The sequence below is a fragment of the Chitinophaga flava genome, from assembly GCF_003308995.1.
In the GTDB taxonomy this organism is placed as follows: Bacteria; Bacteroidota; Bacteroidia; order Chitinophagales; family Chitinophagaceae; genus Chitinophaga; species Chitinophaga flava.
The window spans coordinates 1,252,725-1,273,001 of the sequence record NZ_QFFJ01000001.1; the positions used below are offsets into that span (position 1 = coordinate 1,252,725).

The window sequence follows — 20,277 nt, forward strand, 5'->3', positions numbered from 1 at the left end:
CCTGATCCGGAAATCCGTATTAATTTTTTACTACTTGCCTACACAGTTCTGAAACTCAACTGGTACATACTGCCTTTTTCCAGTAGTTTAACTGCTACCTCCTGCATATCCGGCGGCACCAGGGCTATGGGTGCTACAGCTCTTGCTTCATCTGCATCTCCGCTGCTGAAATAACTTTTGACAAAAGGAATTTTCCTGTATTGTTTCCTGATATGTTCGGCTGTTTCGTCGATGATGACAATACGACTACCGGGCCTGGCTACACGAATCATTTCCGCTATAGCCCGTTCCCGGTTGTTGAAGAAGTTGATACCGCCTACGTGAAATACACAATCGAAAGTATGGTCCCTGAAGGGAAGATATTCTGCATTGCCTCTGAAAAGCTGCATGGACCGGTTCCATTTAGCCATATTACGGCTGGCCTGCCGCAACATGCCACTGGAAATATCGAGTCCGTAATACTCGGCAAACTCCGGCAACACCCTGATGTTCCAGCCGGTACCCACAGAAGTCTCCAGTACCTTGTACCCTGGCTCTATCTCCACATCTGCCATCCATTCACTGCGAAGACGATGTAAGTCGATGAAGAAGGAAACAAGCCGCTCTGTAATATCATTGAAAGGACTGATACGATCGTAAAGGCGCTGGTATTTTTTATTCAGGCCATCTACCTTTTCGAGTGCAAGAAAGTCAGGAATCCCTTCGACTACCGGAATGATATTACCGGATACATCTTCCAGGTTGTGCGTCTCCGTTATATGCAATGGCTGATGATTATAGGGATTGATCAGCATGGTTGTTAATTCCGGGATCTTCATGGGTTCCATTTTTTTCTGCAAAAAAATACGATCAGCAGTTGTAAAAAACAGGACCTGTGCTCAAAGCCGCTGTATTGTCGGTAAAAGCCGGTTTTTTGCCGGCAGGAAAGTCCCCATTCTATTCCAGGATCTATAACGGGGCCCCCTCAACGTAATTATCTTTAAAGTCTTGATGATAGCGGCTCCGGCTCTCCTCAAAAGAAAAGTCAAATAATAAACGTACCTTCATGATAAATTTAATGACATATAAATTTCCGCTATCTGGCCGGAAATCAAACATTGGTTTTACTTTATGTGTTAAATTAGATAGACGAACAATGTACCATCAGGATGGCAGACGAGCCGGCTGTACTTTGGAAGAATGCTATTGTCATGCACCCTACATACTGTTTTAGGTTTTTGTATTAAAGGATATTTACGCGAATCAGTATCTATCTCAGGATTAAAATATTTTTTTTCAATGAAGAGTAAGCTGTCTTTCCTGCTCCTTTCACTTATATTCTACAATTATAGTAACGCCCAAACGGCCCCTGGCTTTAAAGAGTTGCTGGATAGCGCTATGGTACGGGATGCTGATCTCAGAACCCAACTTACCAAAAACAAACTGACCAGTCTTGATCAACACAAACTGAAAGATGTTTATCTCCCTACCCTGGAAGTAAGTGGTATGGCTGGTTATATGAATGCTACCGCGCATATTATCTCTCCTGAATTAAACCTGCAACCTTTTCTGAATATTCCGGAAGGGAAATACAACAATAACATCAATGTATCCGGATTTTCAGGGCTTGCTAAAGCGGATGCCAAGATGCTGCTGTATTCCGGCGGAAAAGTAAAGTACCTGGGCAAGGCACTTGAAGAAAAAAAACAATCGGAAAATATTTTACTGGAGAAAACTGCGGATGAGGTAGTGGCAGTTGTTTCCAGAGCCTACGATCAGCTGGCACTGATACATCAATCGAAGAAGGTGCTGGACGAAGGCAAAAGAAGACTGGACGCCAACCGTAAAACAGCTGATAAAGCATTGGGATACGGACTGATCACTCCTTATGACCATAAAAAAATAGAGCTGGCACAGGCTACCCTCGATGCCAAAGTAGCAGAATATGAAGGCAAAAAGGAATTGTTGCTCACTCAACTGGAAGTCTTAACCGGCATCAGCAAGGAAAGGCTTCGTCTTATAGAACCGGTGCTGGTAGCGGTCACTCCTACTGTTCCACAAAAAACAATTGAAGAGCGGGCGGAAGTCCGTGCATTGAACCATGGTATCAATGCCACCACCTATAAAATTAAAGCCGAACAAACCTGGTGGATTCCCAAAGTACAGTTGATGGCCTCTGGCTACTACCTCGGTCTTTACGGCGCCAGGGTTAAGTCGTCAGACAATATCATACCGCCTATTCCGGCCATTAATTACCCCGGCCGGAAACTGGACTGGAGGCCCACCAACCTGAATATTTTCCCTGTTTTTATGGGCGGTATTGGATTTAAGTGGGAGATTTTTGATGGCAGAGAAGGAAAACATGCCATAGAAACAGCACGCATCGACAGAGAACTGTTGCAAAACCAGCAATACGATGCGTTGCGCAAACTCACCTTAAACCAGGCTAACAATCAATCCAATTACGATATAGCCAATGCACAAATAGCCTTAAAGAGAAAACAGAAGGAAATGGCGGGTGATGCACTGGTACAGGCTGAAAAGGAGTTCAGGTATGGCATGAGTAAATCCACCCAGCTGATAGAGGCGGAAAATGATCTTGAAGCGGCAGAACTGGATTATCAGAATGCTATTTTCAATCAGCGTAGAGCGGCCATAGAATTAATGCGGTCTACCCAGGAACTGGATATCAGCAGGCTGTATTAACTTTTACCCCTTGCTAACACCCAAACAACAATTACTAAAATTAATGACTATACAATGAGAATAACTACCTGCATATTTTTATTCAGTTTACTGGCACTAACGAGCTGTGGCCCCCGGAAACGAGGTGCAGACAATTTCGAGGGAAAAGCAAAAAAGGATGTCATCTCCTTTGCCCCGAAGGTCACTGGCAGAATACTGAAAATTTATGTAGCGGAGGGCCAGACCGTAAAGAAAGGTGATACCCTTGCTTTACTGGATGTACCGGAAGTTTCAGCTAAGATAGCACAAGCACAGGGAGCTGTCAATGCCGCCACTGCGCAGGAGCAGATGGCACGCCGTGGCGCCACCGCCGACCAGCTGAAACAACTTCAGGCCAAGTATAAAGGACTCAAAGAACAATATGAATTTGCACAGAAATCATATAACAGAGCCTCCAATATGTTTAACGACAGTCTGATGTCACCACAGGCTTTTGATGAAATATATGCCAAGCTGCAGGGCGCCAAAGCACAATATGATGCAGTAGTAGCTGAGCTGGATGATGTTAAAAAAGGTACCCGCATCGAAAAGGTAGAAATGGCCGCAGGACAGGCATCTCAAGCCAAAGGCGCTTTACAGGAAGCCAATGTTGCCTATTCAGAGCGGTATATCATCGCCACCAATGACATGGACGTAGAAACCATCAGCCTCAACCCGGGAGAACTGGCTACTGCCGGCTTTGCACTGTTTAACGGATATATTCCGGGAAGTACCTATTTCCGTTTTACCGTACCGGAAAGCAAGATTGCTAAATATAAAAAAGAGCAGGTTGTAAAACTGCAGGTTGTATATAACCAGGAAGAACTGGATGGAAACATTGTATCCATCAAACAACTGACCCGCTACGCGGATATTACCACCGCGTATCCTGACTATCAGCTGCAGGAGGCCGTTTACGAGATCAAAGTGCGGCCCAGGGATGCGGATAAAACAAAAGATATACTGGTAAATGCGAATGTTATTCTGAAATAATCAGACATGAGAGAATTTTTCCGATTGCTGAAACGTGAGTTCAAGCTGTTCCTGGGTAATGCAACATTGCGTTCAGTATTTTTTCTGGCGCCGGTTTTATATGCCACCCTGCTTGGTTTTGTATACAAAAGCGGGAAAGTGGAAAATACACCCGTTATCGTTATAGATAAAGACAATACCCCATTATCCAATCAACTAGTGGAAATGCTCGGAGACAACAGAAGTATCAAGGTACTCAAGTATCTCCAGGATCCTGCTGAAATCAATGATGAAGTCATCAGACGCAACGCCGCTGCCGTAGTAAAGATACCTTCCAGATTTGAAGCAGATATCCTTCAGAAAAAGTATCCGGAAGTCAATGTATATGTCAACACAGGGAATATGTTAACAGCCAATTTTGCCTCCAAGGCATTGCAGCTGACCATTGGAACCTTTTCTGCCGGCGTTTCTATCAAAGCACTGCAGAAAATGGGTATGCCCGCACCAAGGGCCGTTACACAATATGAGCCCTTTAAAACCAACTACATCACGCTCTTCAATACCACCAGCAACTACCTCATCTTTATGTGGCCGGCTATGCTGGCGGTGGTATTGCAGCAGGTGATCCTGCTGGCCATGGCTGTCAGCTTTGCAGCTGAGTTTCAGCGCGGGTCTTTTATGAGTGAATACCAACACATGCGTCGTTGGGCCTTTCCCATCATGCTGATAAAGGTAATCCCGATCTGGATTTTCTCCATTCTCATTGTCTCCGTGTATTACCTGATGCATATCCTTTTTCAGGTACCCTTACCGGAAGATATTCTCAACTTCATATGGCTGACCGCCTTTTTTGTAGGCTCGGCTTCTTTTATGGGTGTGTTTGTCAGCATTCTGATTCCCGATGCATTAAAAGCCACACAGGTATTAATGATCCTCGCCTCCCCCGCTTTTATCATCAGTGGCTTTACCTGGCCACTCAATGCCATGCCGGTTTTTGTACAGTGTCTGGCCAACATTATTCCTTTAACACCTTTCCTGCAGGCATTTAAAATCTTATTAATACAGAAAGGCGCTGTAACACTTACCTATCCATACATCAAACACCTGGGTATTTTGTTGGTGGTATATGCATCCCTGGGATGGCTGGCATTAAAAATAAAACTGTGGCTGATGTTCAGATCAGCCTCTACGGGAAATACAAACGAGGATTAATTTACTGAAACAGTTAGGGGGCTGGTTTTAGTTTTCTTTATTATCTTTCTTAACTAATTTAAAAAACTATTTTATCTTATTCCCCAGGCTATGAAACGTATTTTCCTCCTCAGCATATTGTTTTTCCTGGCTGCAGCAGCCTATTGCCAGCAAAAGACCACGACTACTGACTTTCAGCAGCTTAACTGGCTATCAGGAACCTGGAAAAGGATTCAGCTAAAACCCGGCAAATCAGGGCATGAGCGTTGGGAACAGACCTCCCCTGCTTCCCTGAAGGGAATCGGTATCACCCAACGTGGAACAGACACTACTTTTATGGAGAAACTTGCATTGGTGGTTAAAAACGGAGCTATCTATTACGTAGCGGATGTTGCGGAAAATAAAGAACCAATCTATTTTAAAGTATCTGCCATCAGTAGTACCGGTTTTACCTGTGAAAATGCAGAACATGATTTTCCCAAAAAGATTGTTTACAGCAGAACAGATAATCGATTAAAAGTAACGACCAGCGGTGGAGAAAAATCGATCGATTTTTTCTTTGAGAGAGAATAATCATCAAGTCTCCCAGGAACTAAAGTCCTGGGCTAAATTGGAGGAGTGAAGTACGGAGCTTTACTAAAGGAATAAGCTCAGCGATAATTAAAGCAGCAAAAGCCTTTCCGACACAATGTCAAAAAAGAGAATATAAAATCAAGGCTGCCCCTTTTCAGGAGCAGCCTCTTTTTATTTAATGCTACAGTCTGCGTTAGTTGCCTACAGTTCCATAGAAGAACTGAGATGCATTAGTGCTTTTCACCAAACCACCCAGTACCAGTGTTGATCCTGGAATGCTGTTAGTTATCCAGGAAAGGTTAAACGAACTGGTTTCGAAGTAGTTTCTGGTACCTGCAAAGGCCGCTGGCAGGGCGGATGCATTTGCATCCTGGGAAGTAAATACAAACTTCACAGAGCCGTCGGTGTTTTTTACAGGGGTGTAAACTACGTTGGCCAGGTAGGTAGTAGTAGTATTGGAGAAACTGAACCGCAAAGTATAAGTCAGATCAGTGTTCTGCATCATACGGATAAGATTCAGGTTATAACCATATGCTTTCAGCTGATTCAGACACTGTGTATAAACAGGATCGAAATCACTGTTCAGCGTGCCTTTCAGCGTAGCTGCGCTATATTCAATAGCTGTATAGTCTTTTCCCGCACCAAATACCAGATTCAATGGTACTACCGGCATTGTTCCTGCCTCTAGATTATAGGTATCAGTACCGTTTGTCACGTAGTATACCTTCTTGGCAGCATCCCACAGCAGTTCGCGGAAAGCAAAACCATTGTAAACAACTGTTGATTCCAGAATAAGGCCATTAGGTGAGAAGGCAAAACCCAGGGTTTTACTGAAGGCATTGTTATTTTCCCCTAAGTAGGTAAACCGGATTCTGCGCGCGCTGGTATTGATAGCTGCATCTATTTTTTTACCGTCTTTGAAACTGATATACGGAGCAGGCGAGCTGGCCACATAAGTGTTGTTATCAGTCATGCGCTCAGCGATCTTTCCGTTGAGGATGTTCTGTTGTTCCGCACTGGTCAGTCTCACCATCATCATCTGATTTCCGCGGTCCATGCCACCCATATAAAAGGTATCACCGACCATTTTATCCATGACAAACTGGAAATCGGATTTTAAGCCTGCACCGGCAGTACCACCACTCACATTAGGAGCAGGGTCGTTTGGCAGATGTATATAATTGTAGGTATCGAAAATCAGCGTGGGCCATTGTAAGGCTTTCAGGCGGAAGGTAGATGCTTTAAGTGTGGTGGCCGTAGTGCTGTTAAAGTCACTGATCATCTCCACGGAATTATCTTTACCAAATTTAAAATAGTAAAAGAAACCCTTTCCACCTGCGGGATAGATCGTTGCTTTCCAGCCGTACTGAGCGCTGGTAAGGAGCTGCATATTCTCATCCAGGCGTTTGATGAGCCTTACATCCGGGTCTTCCATAAATGGGTCGGAAGACTTATTACAGGATATAGCAGCGATGGCCAGTAATGTATATAGCGTGAGTTTTTTCATGATGTTCATTACAGATTTAAGGTGCCGAATGTAAATGAGGTTGCATCACCAGCCTTCTCAAAACCACCGAATTCCACTTTCGCATCGGGGCCATAGAAGTATTTTGTCTTCTGTGCGCCACTGAAGAAATCGGTCAGCGGTTTTACTGAAGCCGCTATTGTATTGGCGTTGGCATCTCCTCCGGTAAGAGCGAAGGTGTATGTTTCCGCAGCGGTATTAGCCACTACACTGTAAGTAAATGTACCAGTGGAGAGTACGCCTGCACCAGGGCCGGCAGCAGAGCGGTAGTTAACCTTCAATTGCATGGTAGTGGTGGAGTTAAACACCACATTGATGCTTTCCAGTGTAAACTGTGCAGTAGCGTCTACTTTCAGCAAAGCATCTTTGGAAGTTGCCCATGCATTGTTGAAATTATCAGACTGACCACCTACCAACGCAGGATTAATAACAATGGATGTAAAGGCCTTGCCAAAACCGATATGGGAGAATACCGGCGGATTAGAATAACTGTTAAAGTCTTTCTGCACTTTGGTTTGCAGCCCGGCAAAATCAATGCCCCATGTTTGTTTGAAATAGCCTACTACGATAGATTCTTTTTTACGGAGAATCGTTGTATTCACACCTGTCTGTTTCATGATGGTTTCATAACCACCACGGCCCAGCGTGAGCATCATAGAAACCATTTCCGCGAAATCCTCTTCAGGAGCGGCACGGGAATACTGGCTGATAAAGCCCATTGCATAAGCATCTGCCAGGGGCTGGTTATTCCAGTCAGCTGTATAACCACCACCTGTCAACAGCGGAAAGTCCTTCGGATAAATCACCGTCTGGTGCAGGATATGTGCAAACTCGTGATGAATGGTTTTCAGTACCTGCTGCACATTGGCGCGGCTGGTTTTATTGAAGTTGTTGACGTTATACAATGTAACCTTGTATCCACCTTCTGCTTCACCCAGCTTAACGGTTCCGCCGGTATTATATTCCACACTACCTACCAGCATGTATTGTTTGGGAGAATACATTTTGATAAAGTCAGCATTCTTCTCCATGATATATGGCTGAATCCAGGCAGAGTTCACTGTTTCCATCAGTGGTCTTACTTTGGCGCTGTCTGGTGGAACCAGGGTTTTGGTAGGGTCCAGCTCAGAACCATCGAACCTGTATTTTACTTCCAGGTTGTAAGGCTGTGTAAACGTGGCAAACAGCCAGTTATCTAATGCTGTTTTCGTCCAGGTATCGCCACCAAGGCCTACCAATGGTTTGTCCAGATCATCTGACTTTTTACAAGCGGACAGCATTACTGCCGCAAAAGCTATTATTAGGAAAAAATGTTTTTTCATATTTACAGCAGATTAACGGGGATTAAGAGGAACACCGGATAAAGTCACTTCTTCCGGTAATTGCAACAGTTTACGTTTATCATCCGCAGCCAGATCAAACACTTCACCTCTGGAGGTAGTATGTGTTACCGGCATTTTCAGACGCAGGATGTCCAGCCATCTCATACCTTCATTCAAAAATTCAGCACGTTTGATATCCAGTAAAGCCAGGCGGTAAGCCTCTTTCTTATCGGTTGTTCTGGAGCCATAGTAGCTCATCACGCGGGCATCTGTAATTAAGTGCTGAGTGGTGTTATAGTTAAGGACACGGGTTTTCACCAGCGCGTTCATGTCATTGAGTGCTTCGGCATACATGTCCTTGCTGAGGAGCGCTTCAGCCCTGTTGAGCAGTGTTTCCTCTGTAGTCAACAACGGTACCATGGTATAGTATGTACCGGTGTTGGCGTTGATACTAACACGTTTGAAATAAGCGAGGTACTTCATGACAAAGTAAAAAGTGCTGCTGGTGCTATAAACCTTCAGTGCATCCCAGCGGCTACCCAGTGGGCTGATGAGCTGTATAACCCTTGGCTGGGACATCGCAAACTGATAGCGATAATAATAAACACAATAGTTGGATACCGTTTCCCCGAGCAGCAGATTTCCCGGATTGGTAGCGCTGGTGTAAAAAGTCTGCAGGTCATTGACAGTAACGGAAGCGCCCTGATAGTTCAACCATGGTCTTACGTTAGCCGCAAAGTCATTAGTAGGGAAGGCCAGGTTGGCTTCTTCTATCACTTTATCATAGTTGCGTTTCCACAGATAGAACCTGGAAGCAAAAGCATGTGCCGCTCTTCTGGTAAAGTGGTAGGCAGGTATGGCGTATTTGTCATTCAGCAAAGGAATACCTTCTTTCAGGTCTTTCTCGATCATGTCATATACATAGGCCACGGTTTTGCGGTCGTAGTTTTTCACCACTATTTTCTCCGGCTCGGTCACATAGGGAATGCCCGCGTCCTGGCCGGCAGTAGCCGGATCATAGGCTTTTGAGAAAAGCGTTACCAGCATAAAGTGGGCATAAGCTCTGGCTACCAGCGCTTCACCTTTCTGACCGGAATACAACTGCGGGTTAGTGGCTTTATTACAGATGTCTAATGCCTGGTTGGCAGATGCGATCGCAGCGTAACAGGCATTCCAGTAATAGGTAGGACCATCCTGGGCAGTAGTGGTGATATCTCTCCAGAAATATGCATCCTCATTGGCCGGGAGGTGAATACCGGTGAGGCTTACGTCCATGGCATTATCGGACATCGCTTCCGCAAAGGTGAAGTAGTTGGCCGCAGGATAAGCTGTTACCAGCAGCTCCGCTACCTTCTCAGGTGTATTCAGGACGGCCCGTTGATCGGGTGCCTGCTCCAGATACTTTTTGCAGCCGGTAGTGCTCAGCAATGCAACAGCCGCTATATATAGATATCTTTTTTTCATAATTATCACAATTAAAATCCAACTTTTAAGGTAAATGTGAATTGCTTAGGAACAGGCATTGCCACACCGCCGGAAGTAAAGAACTCCGGATCCTGGCCTTTCAGAGCCTTGTCTGCGTAAATCAGCCAGATATTGTTACCCTGCAGTTTCACTGACATATTGTTGGCGCGTATCAGCCTTGCAACCCTTACAGGCAGATTATAAGCCAGTGACACCTGTTTCAGGCGAACAAAACTTCCATCTGCTACCCGTCCGGAAGTGTAGTTATAAGCGGTATAGGGATAAAGTGCACCAATGGTGCTACGAACGAGGTAATCGGCGATAGACGGTACATTGGTGGCTTTCTCATCGAGCGGCAATGTCCATCTGTCCAGGAATTCCTTAGGCATCGCATCAGCATCGGAGTATCTCAGATTAAAGGCATTGTTTAACCTGATCTTGTTTCCAGCCTGATAAGAGATAAAGAAATTCAGCATGAAGTTTTTGTAGTTGAATGTATTATTCCAACCACCTGTAATGGTAGGATCAACAGACCCTTCATATATCAGATAGTCCTTGTTGGTGCTCTGCACATACACACCGGTGCTCAACTTACCGTTTTCATCGATGTAGGTAGGCATTCCGACCATGTTCAGGCCCTGGAAATTGAGTGAGTAAAGTCCGCGTACAGCATGACCTTCGCTCGCACCACCCTCGGGTACGATCAGGTCATAGATACGGGGCTTGCTCTTCAGGTTGGTGATTTCGTTTTTGTTGAAACCAAAGGTCAGGTTGGAAGACCAGTTGAAAGACTTGCTCTTAATCAGTTTTCCACCGACGGTCATTTCCACACCATAGGATTTCATGTCTGCGTAGTTGGCTTGTTTGGTATCTTCTCCACCAATGCCGGACGTACGCAGTGCGCTGATCAGGTCAAAACCATTACGTTTATAGGCATCAACAGTAACGGCCAGTTTATCACCCCAGAAACCCGCGTCAATACCAACGTTACCTTCGTATTGTTTTTCCCAGGTCAGTTCGGAGTTTTCCAGGTGGTCCAGTTCAACCCTTGGTTCCACTTCTGATAATCTCGGACGTATAGCAGAGCTATTTTTGAATACCACACTGGAGTTGGTAGCACTTCCGATACTTGCGGTCAGACCATAAGAGGCACGCAGTTTCAGGAAGCTGATGTTTTCCTTATACTTCAGGAATTCTTCCTGGTCGAGGTTCCAGGCGGCACTCAGGGTCCAGGTAGGCAGCCAGCGTGCATTTCTGGATTCGCCCATTCTGTTGGAGCCATCATATCTCACCGTTCCGTTGAAGATATATTTGCCATCATAAGAATAGCTGGCGTTACCAAAGAAAGAAGCATATCTGTCGTACTGCTGGTTCATCCCGAAATAGTTGTAACCACCTTCGAGCAGCATTTTAATAATACGGTAGTCTGTAAATGGTGTACCACCTTTCTCATATTGGTAACCGTAACCATTAGCATTGCTGTTCTGGCGGTCGGTATACTTTATTTCCTGTCCGACGAAAGCGCTTACCAGGTGTTTTTTGCTGAAATCATGTTTCCACTCCAGCTGATTACGCACATAGTAGTTGGTGAGCTTATCGTCATTTTTATTATAGAAACCACCTTGTGGCAAGGCAATCTGTTTCACCGTTAACTCCGGATGGTCAGGGTCCATGTAGAGGAATGGGTTTGCAGCAGCCACGGTAGAATTGGGAGCATACCGGTATGCCTGCGCCATATTGGAGTTTTCGCTAACGATATTTTCACGGGTAGTTTTTACGAAGCGGATAGCACCAATGGTCCGGAAATTGAAGTCATTGGAGATCTTATAACCCAGTTCACCCTGAATCTTAGTATCCAGCATGTCCAGGTTAATGTAGTTATTTTTTAACTCATTGATGATGTTAAATGGCGCGTAGTTACGGTTGAAGTATTCCAGGTTGCCACTTTCATCATAGGCAGTCATGGCACGGCTGGTATTCAGCGCATAGCTGTAAGGGTTGATATCAAAATCTCTGGTATATACCCCTTCTACTACGTTGCTGGATCTTCCCTGAGTACCGGGAGCCCGTTGTTGCCTGATAGATCCGTTTACAATCACGTTCGCAGTAAGGCGTTTGGAGAGATTGTAGGTACCGCGGAGGTTAGCGGTATAACGGCTTACACGGTCTGCAATAGACCAACCATTATCATTATAATAACCGAGGGAAAAGTAATGTTGTGATTTATCTGTACCGGAAGAAATACTCAGGGAGTGTTCCTGTACGAAAGAGTTTCTGAAGAGTACGTTAAACCAGTCTGTATTGGCTTTTGCATAACGCTGCAGGAAAGCTTCCCTGGCTTCAGGAGTATTCTGCAAGCCAAATGTGCCGGTAGCCGGATTATATTCTTTCAGCTTCTGGTACATTTTCGCATATACGCCACCGTTATTTTCGTTAGCGATAGAAGAACTCAGCCCGCCTTTACGGTACATCTCTGCATACACAGACATCTGGTCGGCAGAATTCATGATGTTGAAAGTGCTGTAATCCGGTTTAAGGAAGGTGGAGAAGTTACCGTTGTAATTCACCTGGGTAGAACCGACACGGCCTTTTTTAGTGGTGATCACCACTACGCCGTTCATCGCACGGGCACCGTACTGGGCGGTGGCGGCAGCATCTTTCAGGATGGTAAAGGTTTCGATATCGTCTGCGTTGATACCGGCTACAGAAGAGCCGATCAGCGTCAGCGCGTCTCCGCTGGAGAGCTGGTCGTTGCTGATGTTCACGATATCTTCCAGTACCACGTTATCGATTACCCACAGTGGTTTGTTTTCACCGGAGATGGAAGTAGCACCTCTTACGCGGATTTTAGGGGCCGCACCGAAGGTACCGGAAACGTTCTGCACAGAAACGCCGGCTACTCTACCTTCCAGCATACGGCTTACGTCAACGATACCATCCTGTTTCACTTCTACGCCGCTGATATTGGTAGCAGAACCGGTAAACAGTTTTTTGTTTACGCTCTGGTAACCGGTTACGATCACCTCTCCCAGCCCTGCGATGTTTTCTTCCATGGTAATGTTGAAAACAGTTTTGTCATTTACCTGAACTTCATGTGGTTTAAAACCAAGAAAGTTAAATACCAGGACATCGTTATTATTTGCAGTGATGGAAAAGCGGCCATCCGGGTCGGTGATAACACCGCGGCTTTGTCCTTTGATCTGTACGGAAACACCGATCAGGGGATTCCCTTTTTTATCGGTTATTTTACCGGTACGTTGTGTTTGTTGCTGTGGTTCAGCTTCCGTAGCGGTTTTGGCGGCAGATGCATCCTTTACGGTCAGGATGATTGTTTTAGACAGCAGCTCATATTCTATGGGCTGATCTTTCAACACCTGGTCCATAAATTCATTCAAGGGCACTTCTTTAGCGTTCACGGAGATATCGTGAGCACGCTGCAGCACTTCTTTTTTATAAAATACCAGGTATCCTGTCTGCTTTTCAATGGCAGTAAATACCTTTTGCAGGCTGACTTTCTGGGCACTGAAGGTAATACTCTGTGCCCTGGCCCCAGCAGCCACCTGCATAATGGTTACAAGGATTAACAATGCTGTCAGTTTCATAGTAATCAGCAGTTTTTTTAGCCCGGTAGCTATACCCTTCACCGGATTCTGCCGATTTTCCAATACCGTTTCGGCCCTATGGTGGAGGCTGACCGGTACTACATTTCCGGGCATAGCATACCAACTACAATTAGCATTTTTTTGCATAAATTGCATTAGTTTGATGGTTTTAACTGGTTGTTTAAAAAAATGGTTTCATTCGATCAGGATCATTCAAACGCCTTCCGGGGGTGGTGATGACACCTCCGGTTTTTGTTGACAGCCCTTTGTTGTTACTTCCGTTTTAAAATTTTTACAAAAAGAGAAGTGCCACTATTTCATTGCATAGTGTGTTAACAGTATCCTCATTTTTGGTTGACGGCAGCTTTCTGCCTTAAATAATTAATTCTCATTGTCAGGTTAAGGAATAAACACTAGTTTTTTATCATTTTCCAGACGGCAATGTACACCTGCCTGGTTCAATACTTTGATCATTTCCTGTAATACCAGGTTGCGGCTTATTTTACCACCAAACTCAGTCTCAGGTGCATTCTCCATTACTTTGGTATCAATACCATACCATCTGGTTAGTTGGCGTGCCAGCATGGTAAGGTCATTATTTTCAAAATCGAAATATCCGTTTTTCCAGGCCGTTACACTCTCTGTATTGGCATGTTGTACACTAATGTGCTGATTTTCAGAGATAGCCGCTTGCTGATCGGGCTTCAACAATGTTTTTCCGGCTGCCGCTCCGGCAGATACCATGACGGCTCCCTGTACGAGTGTAACTTTACAGGCGCTTTCATCGGGGTAGGCGTTGATATTAAAATGGGTGCCCAGTACTTCTACTGTTCCTATACTTTTATCGGCACGCAGAATATTTACTTTAAACGGATGTTTCGCATCCTGTGCTACATCCATATATACTTCACCGCTCACTATCACCGTACGATCATCTCCGCTGAAATAGGTTGGGAACTTCACTGAGCTTTGGGCGTTAAGCCATACGGTGGTTCCGTCTGGCAGGGTTACCTTAAACTGCCGTCCAACGGGTGTGGACAGGGTATTGTATTGCGGGCCGTCTTGGGCATTGGCTGTCTGGTCATAGCCGAGGCGGCCACTGTTCAGGACGATACTGGCACCGCTCTGCGTAGCTACGATACCGTTACCCAGGCTGTCCAGCACTATCTGTGAGCCATCACCCAGCGTAAGCACCGCCCCATCACGGCCAGGGAGAATAGGCGCCTGAGCCACCATCGGAGGCTTAGACAGACGGTTCATCAGGAGGGCCGTGCCGGCGCCAAACAATACAAGTATGGCCGCGGCAGCCCACCACCTGCGATAAGAAACTATCCGGGTGGGTTGCTCTTCCTTTTCCTGCTCAGCTTCATTCAGGGCATTCTCGATCATGGCTATACGCCGGAAGTCCATGGAGGGGGTATCAGGCATTCCGTTCAACAACTCACCGTATTTGTCCAGTACCTCCAGCTGTTCCTCCGGACCGGCAGCAGCCAGCCACTGGCGGAATGCAGTATAATCCTGCTGCGAATATTTACCCGCTGAATAGTCTTTTAAAAATGAGTGTAGTTGTTCCTTCGTCATAGCCTGGAATATGTCTCCTGACATAAGGACGTTTCAGGAATTCAAAAGGACACGTCGGGAAAAAAAATTTTTCGTTAAATATTATAAAACGACGGAAGAGAGAGTATAAACAGAAAAAATGCCAGGGTATCTTTTTCCTCAAAACACTGACGGATCAGCTTCTGCGCTTTATAAAGCTGATTTTTGACACCTGATTTGGAGATATTCAACTCTGCAGCAATTTCATCGAGGCTCAGTCCACGCTCCACACTCAGGCGGAAAACATGTTGGCACTGAGCAGGCAGCGCAGCTATCTGCCGTTGTACCTTTTCATAAATGGCCCGGTAGTTCCAGATATCTTCAGGAGTATCAGGAGTAGCCTCCCGTTGCAACAGATCTACAAAAGCAGCCTTGCGTACCTGCTGATGACGGAGATGGTCCAGCAACCGGTTCCTGGCCGACCGTGCAATATAAGGTCTGAAAGCAGTAATGTCTGCCAGCTTTTCACGCTGCTCCCAAATACGGACAAAAACTTCCTGAATAATTTCATCAGCTTCATCCTGAGACCGGGTAAAAAGATGGACATACTGCGTCACGGCATCCAGGTGATGGGAATACAACTGGGTAAAGGCCTCCCGGCTCCCTTTCGATGCCTGTAATATCAGGTGAGGTTCGTTATATAATGCTGAATTTGACAATCGGTTATGCTGCTATTTCCTAATCGGTCTTTAAACCTGGTTGCGCTAAAGCTAAGTATTTTTTTCTTGTATTGCAACCTCTCTTGTATCTGAATATGTAGAAGGAAATATTACCCCACAGACGGAAATAAATGCGCCGCCACATATATTTATTATCTTAATTTAACTGGAGACTAATGAACAAAGCAATTGGTCTGATAAAATAATATATACTTTTACACCCTAAAGTAATCGGACAATGCCAGATTTTTCATTGTTACTGGACCTCGACAGTGATGCATTACAAACACTCGCTCATGCCTACAGCAGTTATGCTGCTTATCTTGATACCGGGAATGCAGAGGATATACATACGATTGCATGTTGTTATATGAAAGCCGCAGCTTATGAAATGCTGCTCAACCAGTCCAATGCCCGGTCATTGTTTGCACTGGCAGCCGCCCGCTTTACACAGATCAGTGATCCATACGGACTGATTGCCGGCATCTGCTCCTATCAAGATTGTCCTGATTTATCTATTACAACGGAGACAACACCGGACATACAGTTTTACCAGCTGTTGAACGGAGCATTTACAGGAGCAACTGTTGACACCACCGCCTGGCAGGAACCTGTAGGACGCCTGCAAATACCCTTCCGGCTATACGCAGATACCCTCACAGACACTATAGACCAGGAAGCAGCACAACTACCGAAAGTATGGAAACCATTACTCACCCGGATGCATACACGCCCCCGCCTGTTAAGTAAAGATACTGCCCGGTGGCGCAAACTGGAAGGCACCATCACTCCCATAGAACCCGAAACAGTAGCCACCTGTATTACATTACTACGTGTTGCAGAAAGACAAGGTATTGCTTCAGATGTACTTACTTCACTGGTACAAGCGCAACAGGACAATGCGTATATAGCGATGAAAATAGGGCTGTTACTCAGGTAAACCTCTCGATTTCCACCAACCGGTCACAGTCCCCCCTGAACTCAGCCCAATGATCCAATAAAATAGCGGCGCCTCCCTTTTTTACATGCTCTTTCACAATACCGAATACTTCTTTTCCTCCCATAGGATCCACGCCTGCTAAATCAAACAGGATATGATCGAAACGGGACAGTGCAGCGTAAATCGTCAACAGCTTCCAGGGATTACCTGCAAGCGTATTGATGTCTGTACGAGGAGTAATATAGCTGTCTTCATAAATCCGGTCCGCATACTGACTGGACAGATCTGCATTCTTCTTCAGATATTCCCTGACAGTTACGGGATAAAATCTGCGTCTAAACCAGGACACACTGAAACGTGGTACAAAAGTCAGCGGGACGGTTATTACTACATTTTCCTCCGGCACTTTACCCGTAAGAGTATCCACCAGACTCATTTCCAACTCATACCAGTCAGGCCTGTTAAATGGTTTCAGTATGACAATCTCTCCCTCATTTAATACAAAAGGGGGTATAAAATACTCTGCTATCTTAAAACCCCGGCTGCTGAGTATAGCTTTGCTGGCCATTATGGAAGTGTTTATTTATTCAACCCGCTTCAATCTTCTCACAAAAGAATAATCACCGGTGATCTCATCTTTATAAGCCATCTCCTCATCAAAGATAAAAGGGTCCCTGAAGTAGGTACCGATGCTCAGATAGCCCATATCCCAGCCGCCGCCACCACACAGGTTACAGCCACCATCACCACTTTTAATGAACCATTCACTGTCCATCATCACTTCGTAATGATAGGGATCATTGGCAATGACGATACCAAAGTGATTGGGTGTATCGAGGTAAAAGCCCTTACCATCATCATCTTCAGCTACAAAATGATGGTATTTTTTATCATAGTCAATACCATCACCCCAGGGATACAGTGTCCGTGATCCGCCACCACAAAGGTATTCCCATTCATCTTCGGTGGGTAGCCTGAAACCACTGTCTGCAATTTGCTCCGTCAGCTCATCATAGGAAGCAGGTTCATACAGGAATGCACGGACATCTGTTCCATTCTTTTCCAGCCGGAAACTACTGTTGACGATCCAGGTATGTTGTTCTCTGGGAGAAGCTTTCAGGTCCTTCAGGGTTTTGTGGAAATAATCATCCGATACCAGGCGCTCATCATCAATATCCACCGGAAAATAACCTGTCTCTCTTACCTGACGTTCCACGATCATGGGAGGAATGGTCACAGTGCGTACCGGCGACAAGCGTTCCCTGATATAGTTATCCATCTCCTCTTCATTATTTTCGAACATGTCCACCATATTTATCTTGTTCTCTTCCGGCATGTTCCATTGATCCAGCCCCAGCAGCACGGTGTCTCCTGGTACAAAAACGAACTCCGTTCCCTGGTAATCCAATACAGCCGTGTAAGTACGCTGATTAAATTTATCGAACTGCTCAAAATGTTTGATGGTAAACTCCGGAAACTTTGTTTCTATCAGGTATTGAAGGATGGCTTCTGCGGCCGTATGGGGAAGCGCGTTCCACGCCTTACGGTCATATATCTGGGTTACATTCATGAAAATTCAACATTAAATCTGCTTGCTAATTTAAATAAACTTTCATGATTTCTGTAACGATGCATAATGTAAGGTCTGTAACCTGCCATTCCCTACTACATTAAACACAACTGTCTGAGGATTCCCTTTTCCCTTGAGTGTGAGGGTGATCCTGTTATCTCCTTTTTTCAGCGGAATACGGGAGTAGTAGATAGAATGCGGGAGACTTTGCCAGTTGCGCGTATCTGCTTTTTCAGTGAGTATACTTAACAGATTAAATGCTTCTCCCAATACCTGATCTTCTTTTTTGATCTGGTATTCAGCCAGTTTTTTGATGGCCAGTCTTGTCAGCGCCAGCCCCATCTCTTTTAAAAAGCGCTCCTGCAGCGTGCGGAAGGCCAGCTGGTTGACATCTTCCACTTTTTCGAGTGAGGCAGAGAAGGTACTGTCTCTTTGTATACTGCCCGCTGTATAGTACAAGGGCTGTTCCACATAACTGGGGAAGGCCACCCGGAAGGCTTCAAAGTTGCGTCTCAGGCGATGACAGGAGTCACGCGAAAACAGCGCAAAATCAAAGGGAATAAAAATGGTGTTATTGGGGTCTGTAAAAACAAAATTACCTGGTCCTCTTTCTGTCAGCGTAAAGAAAAAATTAGTCTCTTCTTTTACGGGCGCCAGTCCGTTCTCCCAGAACACCAGCACTTCGCCCCCGTCAGTATCCGGTGCAGGCTTATAGGTAAGCCCAAATTGTTTTTCGTAGTACTGCACTTCCTCGTTAAAGCCCAGCTGATAAGCGGTGCGTAACAAGTCTTGCTGCAGTTGTGCCGGCATGGCTACACCGTAGTAACTTTTATCTTCTTTTTTCAGGAAGATGTCTGCCGCGTTGCGGTAGGAAATAAAAGCATTGTTCACATCTCCGCCGCTTTCGTATATGATGCCCTGTACAATCAGGGAAAAAGCGTCTTTGCTGTATTTGTTTTCGTTGTTGTTTTTGCGGTCGTTGAGGGCATAGGTGCCCAGTGTGATTCGGCGTGCTTCTACCGTAGCATCTTCTGTTTTATTCAGTTGCAGGTAGTTGATGGATTTATAATAGTGAATGAGCAGTCTTTCAAAATCTTCTCCCTTGTATACCTGCATAGCAGGGTTTGTGATCAGTCCGAGGGCCTGGTCCAGGGCTTTGTTGCGGCCACCACTTACGAGTATGGAATCGGCTGCATTAAAATACAGATTGCTTTCTTCATAACGTCCCTGCAGGAAAGCCGTCTTACCCTTCTCCATATTAAACAGCAGCTTGTTGCGGCCGTATTTGAAAAACTTTGTCTTATCCAGTTTATTGGCTGCTTCATCAAACCGGCCATGGGCGACAGCTTCATAGTAAGGGCTGATGGCTTTGTTGTAAGTATGGCACGAAAAAAAAGAAGGCATGATCAATGATAGCGGCAGCCACCACCTCCATCGACTAACAGAATTACACATGGCTCGTTGTTAGAGTAAAAAATGTGCGCCGGCACACAGAAAAAACCGGCGCACGGTTACACGCAGTGGTAACTAGAAGTAGGCATTAATTCTTAACGTATTTCGCGATTTTCTTATTTCCGATCCATTTTACTTCGTTGCTTTGTAGGTCGGTCAGTTCCAGATCTACCTGATAGTATACCACCATTTGTTTTTTATGTGAGTCGACGATGGAGTTGATGCTTCCCTGGAGTATATAGTCTGCTCCTACTTCCAGGCCCCATTTTTTCATGGTAGACACGGAAGCATTTTTTTGCTGATCGGCACGTTCTCCGCGGAGTTCTTCTCTTTTAGCGCCACCTTGTACCAGCCTTACTTTCTGGGTGGTCACAAAAGATCTTTCCATATCCTTGATGAAGGTTTCGGCATCAATGTGTTCATGGCTTTTGTTGGCTACCATGCCTACGATGACAACGGGCTTTTTGCCTGCATGTTCCTGAGCAAATTCGGGGAGCCAGTTTTCACTCAGTGCGCTGTTGATCATTTCTTCAGCAGTGAGGCGTGAATCGGTATTATTCCAGCGGCCGCTGATATCTATCTGTTGCTTTTCATCTACCCTGGTAACTTTGCGGGGAGCACATCCCTGCATGAAAATAGCGGACATAAGTATCCCTGAAAATGCTAATGCATTAATTTTAGACATCGTTCTGATTTTATATAGAT

The 20,277-nt window shown here is 45.3% G+C and carries 16 protein-coding genes; 5 read left to right on the top strand and 11 right to left on the bottom strand.

Features of this window, described 5'->3' with window-relative positions; genetic code table 11:
- Positions 1–38: 38 nt before the first annotated feature.
- Positions 39–818, bottom strand: a complete 780-nt coding sequence (locus tag DF182_RS04875) for a class I SAM-dependent methyltransferase (protein ID WP_161964056.1) — start codon at positions 816–818, stop codon at positions 39–41.
- Positions 819–1,278: 460 nt separating this feature from the next.
- Between DF182_RS04875 and DF182_RS04880 the strand changes: the two genes are divergently transcribed.
- From DF182_RS04880 to DF182_RS04895, 4 genes are all read left to right on the top strand, one after another.
- A complete protein-coding gene (locus DF182_RS04880; protein ID WP_113614542.1) occupies positions 1,279–2,685 on the top strand; it encodes a TolC family protein in 1,407 nt (468 codons plus the stop codon).
- A gap of 54 nt (positions 2,686–2,739) precedes the next feature.
- Positions 2,740–3,696, top strand: a complete 957-nt coding sequence (locus DF182_RS04885) for an HlyD family secretion protein (protein ID WP_113614543.1) — start codon at positions 2,740–2,742, stop codon at positions 3,694–3,696.
- Positions 3,697–3,702: 6 nt separating this feature from the next.
- Entirely contained in the window at positions 3,703–4,887 is a 1,185-nt protein-coding gene (locus DF182_RS04890) for an ABC transporter permease (protein WP_113614544.1), read from the top strand.
- Positions 4,888–4,977: 90 nt separating this feature from the next.
- Positions 4,978–5,439 (top strand): DUF6265 family protein, encoded by a 462-nt coding sequence (locus tag DF182_RS04895; RefSeq protein ID WP_113614545.1) that lies wholly within the window; start codon positions 4,978–4,980, stop codon positions 5,437–5,439.
- A 193-nt stretch (positions 5,440–5,632) separates the two neighbouring features.
- Here DF182_RS04895 and DF182_RS04900 read toward each other — a convergent pair whose 3' ends face one another.
- From DF182_RS04900 to DF182_RS04925, 6 genes are all read right to left on the bottom strand, one after another.
- Complete coding sequence (locus DF182_RS04900) at positions 5,633–6,946, bottom strand: DUF4302 domain-containing protein (protein ID WP_161964057.1); 1,314 nt, start codon at positions 6,944–6,946, stop codon at positions 5,633–5,635.
- A gap of 8 nt (positions 6,947–6,954) precedes the next feature.
- Positions 6,955–8,286 carry a zinc-binding metallopeptidase gene (locus tag DF182_RS04905; RefSeq protein WP_113614547.1) on the bottom strand — a complete coding sequence of 444 codons (1,332 nt, stop codon included), beginning with the start codon at positions 8,284–8,286 and terminating at the stop codon, positions 6,955–6,957.
- Between the two features lie 12 nt (positions 8,287–8,298).
- The gene (locus tag DF182_RS04910; RefSeq protein ID WP_113614548.1) at positions 8,299–9,750 is read right to left on the bottom strand and encodes a RagB/SusD family nutrient uptake outer membrane protein; all 1,452 of its coding nucleotides are present in this window, start codon (positions 9,748–9,750) and stop codon (positions 8,299–8,301) included.
- A gap of 11 nt (positions 9,751–9,761) precedes the next feature.
- Complete coding sequence (locus DF182_RS04915; RefSeq protein ID WP_245957374.1) at positions 9,762–13,499, bottom strand: SusC/RagA family TonB-linked outer membrane protein; 3,738 nt, start codon at positions 13,497–13,499, stop codon at positions 9,762–9,764.
- A 252-nt stretch (positions 13,500–13,751) separates the two neighbouring features.
- Positions 13,752–14,957 carry a FecR family protein gene (locus DF182_RS04920; RefSeq protein ID WP_113614550.1) on the bottom strand — a complete coding sequence of 402 codons (1,206 nt, stop codon included), beginning with the start codon at positions 14,955–14,957 and terminating at the stop codon, positions 13,752–13,754.
- Between the two features lie 50 nt (positions 14,958–15,007).
- The gene (locus tag DF182_RS04925; protein WP_113614551.1) at positions 15,008–15,610 is read right to left on the bottom strand and encodes an RNA polymerase sigma factor; all 603 of its coding nucleotides are present in this window, start codon (positions 15,608–15,610) and stop codon (positions 15,008–15,010) included.
- Between the two features lie 238 nt (positions 15,611–15,848).
- On the opposite strand from DF182_RS04925, the gene DF182_RS04930 reads away from it, so the two are divergent.
- A complete protein-coding gene (locus DF182_RS04930) occupies positions 15,849–16,550 on the top strand; it encodes a hypothetical protein (RefSeq protein ID WP_113614552.1) in 702 nt (233 codons plus the stop codon).
- On the opposite strand, the gene DF182_RS04935 is transcribed toward DF182_RS04930, so the two are convergent.
- The 4 genes from DF182_RS04935 to DF182_RS04950 all read right to left on the bottom strand — a co-directional run bounded on the left by DF182_RS04935 (position 16,543) and on the right by DF182_RS04950 (position 20,257).
- Complete coding sequence (locus DF182_RS04935) at positions 16,543–17,118, bottom strand: hypothetical protein (protein ID WP_113614553.1); 576 nt, start codon at positions 17,116–17,118, stop codon at positions 16,543–16,545. The genes DF182_RS04930 and DF182_RS04935 overlap by 8 nt on opposite strands.
- Positions 17,119–17,133: 15 nt before the next feature.
- Positions 17,134–18,120, bottom strand: coding sequence for an SUMF1/EgtB/PvdO family nonheme iron enzyme (locus DF182_RS04940; protein ID WP_113614554.1), 987 nt, complete (start codon positions 18,118–18,120; stop codon positions 17,134–17,136).
- Positions 18,121–18,162: 42 nt separating this feature from the next.
- Positions 18,163–19,524 (bottom strand): COG3014 family protein, encoded by a 1,362-nt coding sequence (locus DF182_RS04945; RefSeq protein ID WP_113614555.1) that lies wholly within the window; start codon positions 19,522–19,524, stop codon positions 18,163–18,165.
- Positions 19,525–19,660: 136 nt separating this feature from the next.
- The gene (locus tag DF182_RS04950; protein WP_113614556.1) at positions 19,661–20,257 is read right to left on the bottom strand and encodes a penicillin-binding protein activator LpoB; all 597 of its coding nucleotides are present in this window, start codon (positions 20,255–20,257) and stop codon (positions 19,661–19,663) included.
- Positions 20,258–20,277 lie beyond the last annotated feature (20 nt).

Coding starts and splice junctions, on each gene's coding strand:
- DF182_RS04915 (WP_245957374.1), bottom strand. CDS start 13,499: ATGCAAAAAAATGCTAATTGTAGTTGGTATGCTATGCCCGGAAATGTA.
- DF182_RS04895 (WP_113614545.1), top strand. CDS start 4,978: ATGAAACGTATTTTCCTCCTCAGCATATTGTTTTTCCTGGCTGCAGCA.
- DF182_RS04875 (WP_161964056.1), bottom strand. CDS start 818: ATGAAGATCCCGGAATTAACAACCATGCTGATCAATCCCTATAATCAT.
- DF182_RS04905 (WP_113614547.1), bottom strand. CDS start 8,286: ATGAAAAAACATTTTTTCCTAATAATAGCTTTTGCGGCAGTAATGCTG.
- DF182_RS04945 (WP_113614555.1), bottom strand. CDS start 19,524: ATGCCTTCTTTTTTTTCGTGCCATACTTACAACAAAGCCATCAGCCCT.
- DF182_RS04930 (WP_113614552.1), top strand. CDS start 15,849: ATGCCAGATTTTTCATTGTTACTGGACCTCGACAGTGATGCATTACAA.
- DF182_RS04910 (WP_113614548.1), bottom strand. CDS start 9,750: ATGAAAAAAAGATATCTATATATAGCGGCTGTTGCATTGCTGAGCACT.
- DF182_RS04950 (WP_113614556.1), bottom strand. CDS start 20,257: ATGTCTAAAATTAATGCATTAGCATTTTCAGGGATACTTATGTCCGCT.
- DF182_RS04880 (WP_113614542.1), top strand. CDS start 1,279: ATGAAGAGTAAGCTGTCTTTCCTGCTCCTTTCACTTATATTCTACAAT.
- DF182_RS04920 (WP_113614550.1), bottom strand. CDS start 14,957: ATGTCAGGAGACATATTCCAGGCTATGACGAAGGAACAACTACACTCA.
- DF182_RS04935 (WP_113614553.1), bottom strand. CDS start 17,118: ATGGCCAGCAAAGCTATACTCAGCAGCCGGGGTTTTAAGATAGCAGAG.
- DF182_RS04940 (WP_113614554.1), bottom strand. CDS start 18,120: ATGAATGTAACCCAGATATATGACCGTAAGGCGTGGAACGCGCTTCCC.
- DF182_RS04890 (WP_113614544.1), top strand. CDS start 3,703: ATGAGAGAATTTTTCCGATTGCTGAAACGTGAGTTCAAGCTGTTCCTG.
- DF182_RS04900 (WP_161964057.1), bottom strand. CDS start 6,946: ATGAAAAAACTCACGCTATATACATTACTGGCCATCGCTGCTATATCC.
- DF182_RS04885 (WP_113614543.1), top strand. CDS start 2,740: ATGAGAATAACTACCTGCATATTTTTATTCAGTTTACTGGCACTAACG.